Source organism: Veillonellales bacterium, from assembly GCA_039680175.1.
Taxonomy (GTDB): Bacteria; Bacillota; Negativicutes; order JAAYSF01; family JAAYSF01; genus JBDKTO01.
The window spans coordinates 94419-112482 of the sequence record JBDKTO010000008.1 but is presented as its reverse complement, the minus strand read 5'-3'; the positions used below and the strand labels follow the sequence as shown (position 1 = coordinate 112482).

Annotated in this window: 3 protein-coding genes; all 3 read right to left on the bottom strand. The window is 49.8% G+C overall.

The window, feature by feature from the left end; all coding sequences use genetic code 11:
* Positions 1-238: TetR family transcriptional regulator (locus tag ABFC84_01525; protein MEN6411425.1), on the bottom strand; the 238-nt coding region annotated here is incomplete at its 3' end.
* Positions 239-952: 714 nt separating this feature from the next.
* Positions 953-1432, bottom strand: a complete 480-nt coding sequence (locus ABFC84_01520) for an OmpH family outer membrane protein (protein MEN6411424.1) — start codon at positions 1430-1432, stop codon at positions 953-955.
* A gap of 55 nt (positions 1433-1487) precedes the next feature.
* Positions 1488-18041, bottom strand: coding sequence for a leukotoxin LktA family filamentous adhesin (locus ABFC84_01515; GenBank protein ID MEN6411423.1), 16554 nt, complete (start codon positions 18039-18041; stop codon positions 1488-1490).
* Between the last annotated feature and the right edge of the window lie 23 nt (positions 18042-18064).

Here is an 18064-nt window from a genome sequence, read left to right as displayed (position 1 = left end):
TTAACCCTTCTTCTAAAGACAGACTCAGTCCCATCTGTTTGATGGTCTTTTGAACAATTTTGTCAAAATACCAATTGACCAAATCGTATTTATCTTTAAAGTTCCGGTAAAACGTTTGGCGGGTCGTTCCACAATTCTCGACTATTTCCCGAACACTAATCTTATCTAGTGGAATATTTCTCATAAGTTCTTTAATGGAATTCGCCAATGTATATCGGGTTCGTTCTGAGAATTTCATCCCTATCCACCTTCTTACTGTTTTGTCATCATTTCAACGCATTACTATGCAGGGGAATTATACCGCTGCCGGGACAGTAAGTTTCTTGGTGCATATTTCTTCTTTTTTAATGGAAAAATCCAGCGGACAAAATAATGTACCTTGGGGTACACGATATATTTGATGATATAAACCTATTTTTAATATCTACTACTTCATTTTTATTTATAAATTTAGGAATAGTAAAATTTTTGATTGCTGCTCGAATTCCTTCGATACTATTAAACCAGTCCCCTAAATTTCTCATTTTGCACCTTACGCTTTATATATCTCAAGTAGTATACAAACCAATTATCAATTATTTTATACTACGTCAAATAACATTGTCCTTTCAAAAGTTAATATATTTTCGAATTACCAACGCTATGAGTGTATACGGAAATTGAACCCATCCCAACAAATTCAAAAAATTAAGCGTCAAAAACTCGTCACCTTGACGACAGTCAATCGGTGGCGGGTTTTGTATCGCTGTAAAAAGCGTGAACAAACTCATCTTATAAAGAACTATTTATCAGATAAAAGTCGATATTATGTTTAAAATTATTTGAACATAATATCGACTTTATAATTTAAATCCTTTAGTATGTTCCCTTTGCAAACTGAGCTTTTGATCCTTTCGGATACAAAAGCCTTGTTTTGCGCCACATCCACTTTAGAAAGATGATTTTTAGCTGCTTATTTACCGCCGATCTTTTGCAAGACATCAGCGGTAATATCAACCCCGCCATAAATCACGTTGTTTTTACTGATGACGATTGACAACCCTTTTTCATCCGCAACTTCTTTGATTGCAGCATTAATTTTTTCCGCGATCGGCTTAAGCAGTTCCTGCCTCTTTTGCTCCACCTGTTGATTGAGTTGTTTTGCCAAGGCCTGTTTATCCGGGTCACTGAGTGCGGCGGACTTCTCGTCATACTGCTGCTTATCCTGATCACGCTCTGCCTTCAGCGCCTCATTAGCACCAGATGTATCGGGATGGTGATTAATCAAATATAAATAATCAACATAACCCACGGACGCAGCGGCAGGCGCGGCCTGAACCGTTCCCATGGCACACAGTAAGATGCCGATGGCCATGAATACAAACAATATTTTTTTCCCCTGAAGCATAATCAAATTCCTTCTCTCTGTTTTGTAATTTTTATTTTTCTCCATTTGTTGCGGTTACTGCTTCCGCCACGGGCACAGCGGCGGGTAAACCTTTCTTAAATTACTCACCGTCGCCGGAACCGGCGTCTTTTTCTTTCTCCTTATCATCAGAACCGATAACCCCGGGTTCTCCAGCCGCTGCACTTTCAGCACTCGTAACAATGCCTCCTGCTGGAAGGCCTGTTCCCCCACTCAGTATTCCACCAATACTTGCTTCAGGCGTGCTTCCGGCTGTAATTGCCGCGCTCGGCACGCCGACACCTGCTTGAGGAGTGCTTTCTGCCGCAGTTCCTGCACCCGGTACGATACTTGGTTCGGATGTTGTTCCGGTTACTGCCCCGGTAATCAGGCTCATTCCGATATTAACACCGCTTCCGATAATAGTAGTTGGTGCAGCAACGGGAACCGGAACAAAGTTCCCGGTCGTTGCCAGCGGCTTAGTCATACCTACCAGCATTTTTTCCGCTACCCGGGTATAGCTGTTGTCGGTGCTGAAGTCGTTGACTATAAAGGACGGATCGTAGTTTAAAATTCTGGAACTGGTAGAGACATATTTGTTGGTTGACATATACAAGTTGAATGGCGTTTCTCCCGGATTCAATTCTACATCGCCTTCCAACGTACCGGCATAATGATTATTGACTACTACAGTGAAAAGGTTATTATTAATATCTGCCCGACTGCCGATGGTGATATCGTCAAATTGCAACGTATCCGCCTGGGCATCAATTGTAGCCGTATCCGCAGCTAAATGGGTAAAATCAATTCTGGTCGGCGACGTCACTTCGACCGTAATATCTTTGGCCAAACCTTGGCTGCCGCCGCCAAAACTAAATTCCAGCGGCCCGCTTCCGCTACCGGTAACTGACGACAAGTTAATAATATCGGCATTAATAGTCATTCCATTAGAAACGCGAACGCGGCTAATTTCGATAACACTGTCCGGCAATGGAGAACCTAGGGTAATCTGGGAACCATCCAAATTACCAATTTTCATTCCTCCGGCTGCCGCTATCTGCAGTATTCCGTTTGGAGCCGACAAGTCAGTCACCAATGCTTTGCCGTCGGGTATGTTTAAATCCATAGAACCATGGGTACTCCTGATATAATCGGATTGTAAATTGCCGGTATGCTGTTCCAGATCCACGTCGCTATCGGCAGAAGCATTCAATATTCCTCCAGCCTCAACTACAAAACGTTTCCCCATTTCACCGATGCTTCCCGGCGCTGCAGCCAAGGTTATGTTTTGCCCAATCAGATTCACAGCTCCGTTCTGTTGGGCGCGATTCAACAGAGAACCGTTAGCGGCAGTCAGATCAATATTACCTCCGTTTGCGGACTGAATTTGATTAATGTTAAAGTTGCCATTCACTTCTTGAAGGTAAACGCTTCCTGCGGCCATTGCCGTTACCACTCCGTCCGTGGTAGTGGACGAGTCAATCAGCAGCGGACTTGCCGAAGCCCCAATGCTGCCGCTATTTGCCGTTAAGGTAATGACATCCGCCTGAATATTACCCGCAGAATCAGCAGTCTTTGCTTTAAGATCGCCTTGCTGCGCCGTCAGTACCACAGAACCTTTTTTCGCTATTACATGGGTAAATCCTACGGCCCCTTGCTTGGAATCAATAGTGATATCTCCCGCCGACGATTCCACGTCAGTAGTATCGATATCTCCGGTATCCGCCGTCAAGCTCACTCCGGCAGCGCCGGTAGTCGTACCGGCGGTAATGTTGTTATGAGCGTGCATTGTCACGCTGCCGCCGGCGGTGACTGTACCTGTCTCAAGATTGCCCGTCGTCGTTAAGTTGATATTGCCACTATCCGCTTTGACCGTTTTCGTATTGACATTCGCAGCAGTTAAGCCGATGTCTCCTACCGTCGATTCCACATCATCCGCGGTAATACTGTCAGCCGTCAGGCTGACTCCATCACCGCCGGTGGTCGTACCGGCGGTAATGTTGTTATGGGCATGCATTGTCACGCTGCCGCCGGCGGCGACTGTACCTGTCTCAAGATTGCCCGTCGTCGTTAAGTTGATATTGCCACTATCCGCTTTGACCGTTTTCGTATTGACATTCGCAGCAGTTAAGCTGATGTCTCCTGCCGTCGATTCCACATCATCCGCAGTAATATTGTCAGCCGTCATTTTCACTCCGGCCTTGCCGCTGATCCCGTCCGGCAAACCGGATGTTCCCACAGAAGTAATCGAACCGCCGGCATTTAATATGATGGTTCCTCCCTGGGCCGTAACCGTATCGGCCTGAATATTGCCCGCCGTCGCCGTCATCGTTATGCCCTCCGCCGCGTCGCTGCCGGTAACCCTCGTTTCGGTTGCCTTAATATCTCCGGTGTCCGCCGTCAGACTCACTCCGGCACCGCCGACAGTCATACCGGCGGTAATGCCAGTATGGGCGTGCATTGCCACGCTGCCGCCGGCGGCGGTGACTGTACCTGTCTCAATATTGCCCGCCGTCGCCGTCATCGTTATGCCCTCCGCCGCGTCGCTGCCGGTAACCCTCGTTTGAGTTGCCTTAATATCTCCGGTGTCCGCCGTCAGGCTCACTCCGGCAGCGCCGGTGGTCGTACCAGCAGTGATGTTGTTATGGGCGTGCATTGTCACGCTGCCGCTGGTGGCGGTGACTGTACCTGTCTCAAGATTGCCCGTCGTCGCCGTTAAGCTGATATTCCCGGCGGTCGACTCCACATCGTTGGCGATAAAGCTGCCCTCCTGCGTAAGGTAGACCCCCTGCGCTCCTTTAGCTGTCGTTACGGCACCGGTAGCGGCAACTTGCAGTGCCCCGCCGCCGGTGTTGCTTGCTCCGATACTGCCGGTATGGGCTTCAAGCTGAATATCATCAGCCGCAATAGCTGTCCCCGCTGCCGCCTGGAAGACTGATTTGTACGCATACAAGTCGGCAACAGTAGTTGCGGTAACACCCCCTTTTGCAGCATCAATCTGGATATCGCCGGCATCGGACATTAGGTAGGCATTATGCGCCTTTACCTTGGCGATTGTAAAATCATTAGTACCAGGACTTGCCAAATAAATATCTCCATTCTCTGCCGTTGCCGTTAGTTCGTAAGGCGGTTGATCAGAATCCGCCTTTTCAAGCGTTACTTGCAGATACTTGGACGCAGTATCGTTCTTCGCATCGGAAGCAACACCGATATTGCCGTTTCCCGCCGTTAATGTCAAGTTTTCGCCTTCGATATTGACTGTATCGGTGTATGCCGCGAGAATGGAGCCGGCAGCATCAAGATTTACATCATGCTTGGAATAGATATTGTCAATCTTAAGATTCTCGTTAGCACCACTGCCGGTATACTTATCGGTGATATAAATACTGCCGTCGGCCCGGGCGGTGAGAATTCCCTGTCCTGAAAGATCAAGCCGAACCGGATTCGTCATTGTTCCGATGCTGCCGTCCGCAGCTTCCAGTACCACATTATGCCCATTGCTGATAATGTTCGCCGTTGAATCGGTCCATGCATTTTCAATACCACCAGAGACTTTCAGCCGCACCGGTCCCTGGGCGTTGATTGTTTCCAACGGCACCGATCCTTCGGAGGCCAGATAGGCGTAATCAGCCTTCGCTGTCGCCAGCAGGTAGCCGTCACTTCCCACAGCGACATTCACCGGCTTGCGCTGCAGTACCTGAATGGACCCGTCGGCGTTGATTTTGATATCATCCCGTTCTGCCGCCGCCAGGGCAACTCTTTGATCATCGGTCAGGACAATCGACGATGTTGTGTTATTTAACGGATTTTTAATTGCATCGGCACTTATATTGAGGGTTACTTCGGAGCCGATTCCCTTATCTGCATTCAACTGCACGTGTTTTCCCTTAACATTGGGCGCCTTTATTACGGGGTTGGTATCGGTGAGCTGCTTCAGCGTACCGCTTGACACGGATACAGCCAGTTGGGTATCTGTCCAGGAATGGCCTTTCGCCAATTGATTATATTCATCCGAACCCTTTTTAACCGTGTAGGTCCAGGTTGAGTCAAAAGTGCCGCTGGCGTGATTCCATTTATCAACCCCTTCCGTTTTCAAAGCATCGTACTTATCCGCCTGACTCTGCACATAGGCGGTTATATCCTGGTTCTGTGCGTTCAGCCAAGCTGTTTCCGCATCCGTAAGCTGATACTTGCCATTGCCGTCGATATGCGTTTTTAATTGCCAATAGGTCTGGTAGTCGGCTGTTTTTCTATGCTCATAGGCTGTAACCGCGTCTGTCAATTTATCTTCGGCCGCGCTACCCGTAAGCTGCAAGGAATTCCAATAGTTTAACAATTGATTGTATGTGTGACTGTCTATTTGTTCCTCAAGATTATTATCGATCATTTGACCCGCAGTCGATAAGGTTACATCACCGATGGCGGATACCACCGTATCCACCAGCAGGTTTCCGTCGTATTGATTGTTACTTGTATCCTGATTATTTTTAATATAGATTCCATCCATGGCGGAAGCTTTCAAGCCATACTGTTTTTTATCCGCTGCCAGAATGGACGACGTATCGCCTGCCGCAATCTGCAGCGCTCCATTACTGTCGCTGGTGCCGATAGAGCCATTATTGGAGGTGAGTTCAATCCGTTTTGCTCTCACTACAGACTTATTGCCGCCGGAATCATTTGTAGCAGCATTAACTCCGGTAATGCTGCCATCGGCAACAATATTGACAATTCCTTTATCGGCTGTCACCTGCTTAAGTCCAATACCGCCTATTATCTGATTTACGTAAATATTTCCGGTGTCGGCAACAGCAGTCTGCGTATTCGTGGCGTTGGCAACAGCCGTCAGCGTATCAACATTTTCCGTTCGGATTGCCTGGTCGCTGGTACCTATAGTGGCACCGCTCATATCCAACGTCTTTGTGGTAATCAGAGCGCCTGCATTCTGGCTGATATCGCCGCTGCCGGCATGAATCGTTGTTGCTCCGGCAGAATTGCTGATCGAGCCGGTCAAACCAATGTTCGTATTGCTTGTAATCTTGACTGTTCCGCTGTTGCTGCCGATAAATTCAATGCCGATAGGGTTACTGGCGGAAACAGTATTGATCGTAATGTTTTTCATCGGCTTAGTGATCTCATAAATCTGGTGGTAGGTTTTCACAAGTCCCAGCCAGGAACTTGTCGTCCATTCCTGCAGTTTTTGGTATTGAGGCGTTCCGTTAGATTCTTGAATCGTAATACCGGAATGATATCCATCGGAACTGTAGTTGTCGATCACCGTGCCAGTTGTGGATCCATCGTAAGGCCGGCTATTGCTTAAATAAATACCTCCATCCAGAGGTGTTTCTACGCCCATCGATATACCCGTAACATCCCCTTCCAAATGATCGGAAAATTTCCAGCCTAAGAGCTTCTTGGTTTTGTAATAGTATGTGGTGGTTATCGATGTATCTGTACCCGTAGTCCAGGTATAGTACAGGCTTTCTTGGGGCTGATAGGTTGTTCCCTGCCGGGTGGAGCCGTCCTGGTTGGTTATAGTGGTCGGGCTGGATACAGGCACAGTCTGACCATCCACTTTCTCGGTAAGTACACCGTCTTTACTGGTATAAACCGTATGCTTGGCTGTCACCGTCTTACCGTCGGGACTGACCGACTGGATATCGGTAATATCAATAACGCCGGCTGTACCGTCGCCGGTACTGAGATTATTAACAACAACAGCCTTGTCGGAGTTATTCGTAATGGCAATGCTGCCGTATCCGTCCAGTGCTTTTATTTTACCTGTGCTGGCGCCGTCCTGCGCCGTATTAATGATTTGGCCGTAAAGCTGTACCGTTCCGCCGTGAACCGCCGTTTCCTCGACAACATATTCGTGGCTGGTGCCATCATAATCGACTGGAATATTGTCCGTAGTACTACTTAGCGCAAATCGGGATGAACCCGGACTCAAGGTTTTGCTAATATCCTCGGCAAATGCTGTATTAAACTCATATTTGTTAGTGTCCCAGTTATAGGTCGCTATATTGCCATTGGCTGTTTTATAAGTTAAAGGGCCGCTTTTAGGAGGTGGAAGAATCTGATCAGGATAATCCTCCCGCAATTCGTCGTAAGTAATACCGGATGTGGATGATGCACCAAAGAGATATTTCTGACTGCTGTAGTCATAATAAACAGGAATCGTAATCCACCTCATATGATCTTCATTCTGTACATTGCAGAATAAAACCAATTTGTCGGGAGTCGGCAGCCCCAATTGAGCGGCAGTGGCCGTCAGTGTCGCGTCTTGCGGAATGGTCACCGTCCAGTCGGCAATGCCGCTTTGAATAAGGCCGTTGATATTCAGGTAGCGGGCGCTGATGAAGACGTTGCCGTTGGCCACAATGCCTTTGATTTTCAGGTCACTGTTGTTCCTGTTGTTGTAAATATAGCTGGGATCGCCGCCGATATTGTCAAATCCCTCCACATAGCTTTGTACAAAATCGCCGTTGGTGGCGGTAATATCCACAGTGCCTGCATAAATTGATCCGTTGGAATAAATGCTTCCTGCCTTGCTGGCAATGGATACTATGCCATCCAAATTGGCAATCGTCCCATTGAGAGTAATGTCCGGTGCGGCATAAACATCGCAGGTTTCTGTATTTCCGTTGGTGTCTCTTATATTATAGGTATATTGAGAAGGATCGAAGGTATTGCTGATAGAGATAACGGGGGCATCGGAATTCTTTTTGGTCACAACCTGGCTTGCATGATCCCCGGAATTCAATCCTTTCGTCTTATTGTATTTGTCAATGTCGGGTAGTGTATAAGCCGCCCCGCCGTTGATAAGAATGTTCCCGCCGTCGCGAATGGTCAAGTCGTTGACTGTCAAATAACTGGGGGTGGAATTGGTGATCTTTATAGAAGCATCCCCAGGAGCGGATAATTTGCCGCTGCCGCCAATTGTAAGGTTGTCGGCTGTAACTTTTATATTCCCCAGCTTCGCCATAACATTGTCAATGGTGACGGAGTTTATTTTCGATGAACTGTCCTCCGGAGTTGTCGATAGGCTGTTGATATAGTCATCGGTATACAGATTCACTACGTTGGTTATCGTTGTATTTAAGGCGTTATAAGCATCCGTACTCAGAAATCCCTGACTTTTTATATAATCACTCAGAGAAATGCTGGTATCAGTAATTTGCGTATCATTTGTCTGAATATTTCTCTTGTCGGCATCTACTCTATTCTGGGCGAAAGTCGCAGCAGCCGCTGCAGTAAGGTAGGCTGTGCATTTATCTTTGGTTGTTTGGAGAGTTGAACCATCGGCAATAATAGAGTTTAAATGAGCAGTAGTCTTATCCGTTATTCCTAGTGTATCAAGGTCACGGGAAGCAGTCTGCAGGGTTGCGTTGTCAGTATCCAATACTCCCTGATCTATATCCCTTGTCTTTATTGCACTGACGGTATTCTGAACCGGCTGCAATTTTACCTGCGCCGTTTGCATAGTATTTTTATAAGCCTGCGCAATCTCCCGGGGACTCTGCGAGCTGGAGGCCGGCACACAAGCGACAAAACTTTGGGTTGTATCCGGATTGGTCATCCAATACCCCAATCCCATAGCAACCATTTTGGTCTCTAAAAATTTAATTTCAGCGTCGTAAGCGCCAGTAGCCACCGGGTCGGTTGCATATTCGGCCCTTAATTTTTGCAAGTTGTTGAGTCGTTCCGTCATACTGGTTAAAACAGTGGTTTGCGTTTCGTGATAAATAATTTTATCCGTTTTATTGGACGAATCTCTTGTATACTTGTTCGTCCATTGAATTTGTGGATCTATCACATTGCCGTCGCTGTCATAGGCAATTTCCGACGGAGGCGGAGTATATGATCCTTGGCCTATATCAAGGCTCAAATTACGATTTCTGCCTGTTTCCGCCGTTCCGTTTACAACGACACTACCGGTACCGGCTGCAGAGGCGGAACCGCCGTCAAGTTCCAGGCTGACGCCGATCAGGCTGGCCAGATCCGAATATGTATTCTTTCCTACGCCGCTGTAGTTGGCGTTCAACTGTCCCTTCGTGGCAATCAAGTATAAATCCTGGGCGCTGGCCACATCCGCAGCATCGTCAATGGCGATGCTAGCATCATTGGTAATGTCAGCCCGGGGATTGGGAGTCACGTCGATAGGGACGATGGTATTATCCCAGATGTGAATATCGGCATAATCATTGATCGTTCCGGAATTACCGCTGGAATCCTGACCGGCTGCCAAAAAAATATCATCCATGTCGGTCGTTAACGAGGCGTTCTGCTTAACTTCCAGCTGATTTTTCCCAGTATAGGACACATTTGCTTGACCGGAAGGAGCGACTGACACGCCGCCAAAGACATCCACCGCTACCCGGTCGTCCAAATCAGCGTCGCCTCTGGCTCCAGCCTTGATTTTTCCGTAGAGGCTGTTAATTTTTGCGTTTGCCCCAAAATTTACGGTATTGGTGCTTGTCACCGTCAGCGAAGTTTGGTCACTGGCTTGGGAAATTGCCTCGCCGGCATTGATTTTGCTCTTGTCATGCACGATAATATTGCTGCCCGCATCAGCGGTAAAACAGTCTGTACCGGCGGGGTCGCTTCCAGCGTGAATATCAGCCTGATCACCGACTTCAGCGATAGCTTTGCTTGTTACCGTTATGTTGTCCTGTACAGCGGCAGCACCAGCAAGTCCGCCGCTGCCGGCGGCAATATTCCAGTCGGCGGCATCCCCTTTATCCTTATACTTACCCGTATCAAAATTGCTGAAATCCCCAAGCCAATCTTTCACCACCGTGTCTTTTGCCGCAAGCTTTACTTCATCCGGTACGTTGATCGCAGCTTGCTTGCTGATTCGGGCCGTAACATCACTCGTCTCGGTATGTGTCGCCTTAGCACCGCTCATACCGACAACACCTGCGCTCAACGTATTGACACTGCTATTGAATTTAGACGTATGGTTGGAATCAATCTCTACCGTTTTAATTGAGTAAACGGGAACATAGACCGTATTCAGGGAAGCATCATACTTCGTTGTATCATACATTTCACCCACCTGCGTATCGTCTTCCACATACGCATTGGTCACACTGGTCGTCGTCGTGATAGCTGTGGCGGCGGCACCGGTCACTACTCCGCCCGCTCCAGCCGTCGACACGGCGTAATTGTCGTCCGTTCCCTCCGCATCAATCTTTAGCAATTGGCCCATTAGTGGTGTCCCAAGTGTCCCATTAACCGTATCAGACGTATTAACCTTAGTCCCTAGTCCCAGGTAAGCATTCGTTTTAGAATTTGACTGGGCAGTTGCTGTATTGGCACCCACAGCAACAATTCCTCCATTCTTACCGGATGCTTCTGCATGTTGCCGTGTTTCGGTTTGAGCTAAAATAACTGCTTGACCGGAAATTTTTAAATTACTGCCGTCATCTATGTAACTGTCGACTGTGGCTTCATTGCTGGCGGAAGCGGAAGTAGCATTAACGCCAATCAACCCTCCCCCTGAAGCTACAGCGCTGGCGTAGACAAAATCATCGTTTCCCGGCGTCTGCACCAAAGCCGTAATAGCTATATTATTCGTGTTCACTGTCGTTTGCTGTCCAAGATAAGCGTCCACAGTCGGTTTTGCCGAAGCCGTCGCCTGGGATACTCCAACTTCCAAAGCCCCGATATCGATGCCTTTGGCCGTTGCTTTCGCTATAGGCGTGGCACTGGCCTTAATGATAACATTGTCAATGGTGTTTCCCGCTGAATCGTGCAACGTATTGCCGGTTGTAACCAGTTGGGAGCCGCCTGTGGTCACTGTTGTTTTACCGGTGTAAGCGTCAACTGTTGTTGCAACAGTGGCATCGGCAACACTGCCGCTGGCAGCCAGACCGATTCCTCCGTTGGCTGCTTCCGATGTACTGTCGGCCTTCAAATCGGCACTACCTTCAATGAGGATTTGGTCCGTTGTACTGGAGCCGCTGGTAATGGAAGGCAAGCCCAGTTGCACATCGTTACCTGTATAAGCCTTATCGGACCCAGCTAGGGTCACTTTCGCGACCGCTGCGCCGGCTGAATCGACTCCCACGCCGGCGCCAACAGTTTCAGCCGTAAGATGGCGGCTATCGCTAGTCGTAATACTGATGGTTTTCGCATCATGGATAGCGGTTTGATTTCCCACGTTGGCTTCTACCTGACTCTGATCCTTAAGAACAGCGACCGCCGCATCGGCGGCGATGATACCGCCCGAACCAACATAAGCCTTATCTGCAGCCGTTTCATCCATAATCGCCGCAAAATTCACCGAACCCGTACTATTGGCACTGATCTGCGTATTGTCGTCCGCATAGGCTTTCACCACATCCGATACCGTTGCCACACCGACGCCGGCTCCCAACCCGACACCGCCTACACTGGCGATACCGGTAGTTATATTTAATTTGTTAATTTTATCGCTGGCCTGCACCGTTACCTTGCTGCCGGCATGAATATTGGCCCCGGCGCCGATATGGGCAATCGTCCCTTTCGATACTTTCGTATCGTAAGATAGTGTCGAGCTGGTTTTACTGCTGTTACGGGAAGTAGCTGCACTAGAACTGATACCGCTCATGGAACCGCTATTATATTTTCCCAGCAAATCGGTGACGGAAGAATTCGTTGCTTCGTTATCGGCATATTGATCTGCGCTGGAAACGGTTGGGTCGTTCTTTTTCTTGGAAGAGTCCTTTGTTTTATAGGTTGTCGCTGTACTCAAACGGCTGGTCGCATCGCTGTCCAATCCGTTGCCGATGGAATAGACCGACACACCGCCGGCAATGGCTCCCAAGCCGCCGGAAGCGCTGACGGTCGTGCTGTTCACCGCTTTTTCCGCTAAAGCGTACACATCCACATCCTGTTTGGCGTTCACCGTTGCGCCATCACCGATATCGGCCAGAGTGTTGTCCTTAATAACACCCACATCGACGCCACCGGCAACTCCAGCCCCTAAGGCACCCGCCAGCGCACCGGTAATGGTGGTCAGCTTGGTATTGTCATGAGCGGCTACAGTCACGCTTTGACTGCTGCCGCCGGTTCTTTTTCCATCCCCGGTATTGATTTTGGCGCTGCTGCCGATACCGGCATGAGTTGTCAAATCAAGGCTCTCCACCGATACGGCTCCCGCCACTCCGGCGTAAAAGCCGCCCGCTCCGGCGGCATCCACGGTCAGGACATTCTCCTGGGTCTGGGCCTGTACCAGCAGACCGGACACATTATCGAATTTTGTGGAATCATCCTTGTCAACAGCCTGCATGTTAACTGCCGACTGCTGCGGATCCGTCAAAACATCCACCGTAGCATTGCTGCCAACCGTTGCCTGGGTATCTTTTTTAATATAAGTAACGCCTACGGCACCGCCGACACCGGCTGTGCCAAAACCCACCGCCGCATCACCGGCGATCAGATCCGTACCGGTCGTATCAATAGCGTTAACCAGGGTGTTGCCGCCGGTGTAAACGGTCGCGCTGTCGCCAATCGTAGCCTGGGTCGCATTATCCAGATAAAATACGGAAGCGGCACCGGCGACTGCTGTTTCGCCGGCAATGCTGGCGTTAGCGGCTAGAGAAATAAGCTGCTGCCCATCCTGGGCATTTACCGTCAGGCTGTTCCTCGCCTTGACTTGCGCCGACTGACCTATACTGGAATCGGTTCTGTCGGTAATAACGGTAACATTGGCTCCGGCACCAACGCCGGCAACCGAACCGCCTGCCAAGGAACCGGCCACGCCAATATAATAGAGGTCATTACCCGCGGCAACTCTGACCGACTGCTGCGCATCCGCTCCGCTATCATTATCCTGATTGATTTTTGCCTTGTCGCCGATTTGGGCGTTCGTCGTGTTGGAAATTACATTCACGCCACCGGATAAAGCAACCGCCCCATCGGCTGCAACCCCCCCTCCAACAGCAAAGGTACGGATGTCATCTTGATTGGTTGCCGTAACAGCCAGGCCATGCCAGAAAGTAGTTCCTTTATGCACGCTCCGCTTCTCGCTTAAAGCCTGATCGCCGGAAGTATCTTTTGCGGTACCGATAGAGGTTTTTTGAGCATTACCTTTTTTATCCGTGGTAGTATCCTGAAGCGAAACAGGATTTTCATCACTGGCGTATTGCCCATAGCTGGCGTTAAAGGAACCGTCATCTACCGTAAGGCCGCCAGCGGTCCCGCTGCCCAAAGCGGTTACCGATGTGTTAGAAGCGTCAAGGCTGGTCGTACCGGCACCGATCGTCTCTGTGCCGATAAAGGATTTTGTCGTCTTGTTCACTACCGCTACCCCGGCTCCGGCGCAAAAGCTTATCGTATCGGCGATACCAGCCATATTCTGAACCATATTCAGCGTGGTATTGCTGTCGGCATCCAGCCAGAGACTGCCGCCGGCCGTCAAGAGCGTGGTTTCCGTGGGAGTGCCGTTGGCAATATAGGCTTTGGTGATATCAGTAAGGGAATAACCGGCACCGGCACCGGCGATACCAGCACTGCCGCCACCAGCTAATCCGGCGGCATCAGAGGTAATATTCTCGCCGGACACCGCCTTGATATCCACGTTATTGCCACTATTAACCTTGGCGGAAGATCCGATATAGGCTTCCGTGTCCTTTTGAATAGTACCTACGTCGACACCAGCGCTGATACCGACTTTTGTGCCGTCAGCTAATGCACCCGCATAATCTTTAGCAGTCGTTGTATCGGTAGCCTCGACTGCCACATTTTGCCCGGCGGCAATAGTCGCTGCTTGACCAATATACGCTTTGGTAGTAAGGGAAAGCGTTTCTTCCGTCACGGAACCGGCAACCCCCACAGCTCCGCCGCCAGCGCCGCCGGCAGCGCTATTCGATAATTTCTCATCGGCTGTGGCTGCAACTTTGCTATTTCCTGTTCCCGTCACTGTCGCGTTATCGCCAACCCATGCTTCGGTGTCATTCGTCTCAATGGTTATGGCCACCGATGCACCTACACCTAGTTTGCTGTCGCTGGCTCCTTCGTTCGCGTGAGTGGCTTTAGCGTTGGTGCCGGAAATATTTTCAGCGGTAATTGTCACGTCGCCGCCATTGGCTGGAACATTTGCACCGCTGCTGATGGTAGCCTTACTAATATCGTTCACCACATTGAGAGCCAGGGAGCCGGCAACGCTAATTTTGCTGCCCCCGGCTCCCGATGTGGCATCGGCGTCAAACAGGCTCCGGTTGCTTGTCCCATTGTTATACGCCGCAGCTTCCACATCCAGGCCTGTTACGTTGTACGTCCCTTTCTCAAGTGTAGCTAGGTTGTTGATCGTGGCGGTGTTAATCGCTGCCGCCGCTCCGATGCCCAGATCCGCACTTTCAACCGCACTGCCGTCGGCTTTTACAGTATCACTGGCGTTTTGGGCGCTCTTCACCGTCAGTTTGCCGCCGGTGGTAATGGTATGTCCTGCCTTTGTCTTGGCTGTCGTTTCGCTGTCGGTGACGTTCACTCCTACCGCCGCTGCTGCACTGAGTTTCCCCTCGCTAGTCGAGGCTGATGTCGCGCTTTTTTGCTCGCTTTGCTTCTTGCCTTGTTTCGTCTGGCCAAAGCTGGTTTGACTGCTTACCATTTCATCGACGTTTTGCTGTCCGCTCTCCGCTGTGCCGTCGTCTTTCGCCGCTTTACCGCCTGAGGCGCTGGCCGTAGCGTTGGCGGTTATATTGTCTACATTTTGCGCGTTTAAGGTCACTGCCCCGCTGGTTGTAATGTCCCGGTCAGTAGTGGCTGTCGCCGTATCGTTTACCACGTTGATGGCCAGGGCTGCCCCTACCGCTGCTTTGCTGCTGTCGGTCGAGCCGGTTGCTGCAGTAGTGATAGTATCACTATTGGTCGCATCGACATTCAGGCTGCCCGCCGTAAGTATGCTGCCGGTGCCTATACTGGCCTCGGCGCTGTTATCCCCTGCCGTCAGGGCTACTACCGGCGAAACCGCTATACCGCCGGCCGCTCCTGCCGTCGCTTCTGTGTCCAGAGTATGAACGCCGCTGGCCTGAACACTGATATTATTGGCATTCGTAATATCAGCATCATTGATAATCTGCGCCTGGGCCGAATTTTGTTTGACAATATTCATTGCTGCCGAGGCCCCAATCCCTACAGAACCGCCGCTTGATCCTCCGCTGACGGTAACCGTGCTGTCAGAATCGTTCACAGCCTGCAATGTGATATTGCCGCCGTCGCCATCCACATTTTTCTTTATCTGGGCCGCACTGCTCAGATTCGCCAAGTTCACGCCTAAAGCACCGGCCACTCCCACCTTACCGGCATCACCGGCACCGGATGTGACGGTTGTTGTTAACTGATTTTTCGCCGTCGGAGTATTAGCATCATCGACTTGGGCTGTCACTTTAAGGCCGTTAGCTTTGATTTTTTGATTAACATACGCCTCGTTGTCCGAAGTAACTTTATTGATTCCCACCGCCACGCCGACGCCGGTAGCACCGGACTTTACGCTGCTGCCGTCAGCAGTTACATGAGATTTATTCACCGCATTGCTGCTGATCTGAACACCATTGGCAAAGACAGGCGTCGTTGCCGTAGATGTGGATGCCAGATAGGCTTGCGTTGTATTGGTAATATCATTAATAGCCAAAGCTGCTGCTGCGGTCACCTTTCCGTCAGTAGTAGAAGCATCGGATTCATAATCTTTTAATTCCTGCGCCGATTGGCTGGTGCCGCTGGCATCCTGTGCCGCCCCTTGAGTTGTGGCTTTTGCCACCGTAGTAACCGTATTGCCGGAAGTAGCGGTAATCGACGCCGCTGGAGTATTGGCTATCGTGACATTCCCATCAACATAAGCCTGCGTTGTACTGCTGATTTTGCTGAGCGCCGTCGACGCTCCTGCTGTTTTACCGCTGGCATCGGCAGTAGTGGTCACGTTTACGCTATTAACCGCGCTAAGCGTCATACCCCCACCGGCGCTTACTGTAGTACTGCCAGTCTTACTGCTGCCCACATGAACGGAAGCCGTGCTGTTCCCATTGGAAATAGCCGCCGCTGCATCGCCGCAAGAATTGGCCGGTATCTGAGCCGTCGGCTGGTTAGTCATTGTTAAATTACTGGCAGCCGTCATCTTCAAGCTTCCGGCTGCCTGAATCGTGCTGTCAAGCACGTCAATTTTTGCCGACGCTCCCAGGGTGTTGATTCCCGACGAATTGCTGCTAATAGCGGAAGTCGCGCTTAAGGTGATGTTCTTTCCTTGCAGCGTCGCGTTGTTCATGGTAATGAAGGCCGCACCGCCATTGTCATTAAAATCATGGATACTGGCAATCAGATTAATATCATGGCCGTATGCGTCAATTGTCACACCGCTGTCCACGGTGATAGCTTTTGCTTGGGCGGTAAAATCAGCGTCGCTGTTAAAGCTCTCTGATATTTCTAATCCATAGGGATCTACCAGCACACTGCCGGCTTCACCTTTCACCGCACCGGCCTGAAAGGACCCGCCGGCTAACTTCACCGAATCATTGGCGCTAAAATCAATAGCCCCGCCGTCGCCGGATTTCTCCCCGCCGCGGGCATCGATCACGGCGCCTTTATTAAATACAGCACTTTGCGTTCCTTTAACCGTAACCGCTCCGCCGGAAGAATCAGAACCATATCCCCTTGCCGACACAACAGAACCTTCATTCAACTGAATGTCCTTGCCTTTAATCGTGACATCATGGGTTTTTACACCGGTTTTCCCAGGAGTTCCCGTCAAATTAGCAATGGTCCCGTTATTGATTATCTGTCCGTCGGCAACGATTTCTATATTACCATTAACATTCTGCAGTGTTGTCCCTCGCGATGCACCGTTGGTATTTACCATATCGCTAAAGCCGGGTGCGGTTGCCGTAAAGACGGCTCCGTTTTTGATTTCTCCCCGGGAAACTACATTTCCGGCAGTGTCCGTATCCTTATCCACTGTCACATTGCCGGCATACATTTTTATATCATTCATCGCATTGATTTTTCCCTTGACTACAATGGAGCCGTTGGAATCAATGGGTACATAGGCATTTTGCAGGGAATGAGCGAGGATTTCTTGGACTGCCGCTGGATCATATTGCTGCAGCGCCGAATTATAAACCGAATTCATAAACGCCTTGGTCGGCGTAAATACCGTCAGAGAACCGACATTCACGCTGCCGCCCGCCCCCACCATCATTCCTTGGGGATTGAGAAAATAAACATTACCACCAATCTTTCCGTCCTTTATGGAATTTAAAATCCCATAAATATTGGACTGCTGGCCCCCGGTTACAAAGTTCAGCAGGTTGGCAGTGTTTTTCGGCAGTTGTAGATTGACTGTATTGCCGGTGTTCACATTAAAATACTGGAAGGAATTAAAGCCGTTTGCCCCGGCAACCGTATTGGTTGTAATATTGGTTATGTTGCCGTTTGCGGCAACCGTAGTCTTCGTCTGTCCGTCGGTTACGATATTGTTGGCCGCTGCTGCGGCAATATTCAAGCCTAAGGGATCTAAAATGGCAAATGCGCTCAGGCCCGCAGCCACCGTCTTATATGCTTTTTCTGATCGCAGCAGACGCAGTTTGGGCCGCTGCTTTCTCACGGATGTATGTTTACGAAAACGGGCCAAATATAACGGCTCGCCTCTTCTCCATGCCCGGCGCCATTTTCGTTGAATCTTCATTTTCTTTCCCCCCACCTAACTCA

Bases quoted from the DNA above. Each gene is read 5' to 3' on its own strand.
- ABFC84_01520 (MEN6411424.1), bottom strand. From the start codon at position 1,432: ATGGAGAAAAATAAAAATTACAAAACAGAGAGAAGGAATTTGATTATG.
- ABFC84_01515 (MEN6411423.1), bottom strand. From the start codon at position 18,041: ATGAAGATTCAACGAAAATGGCGCCGGGCATGGAGAAGAGGCGAGCCG.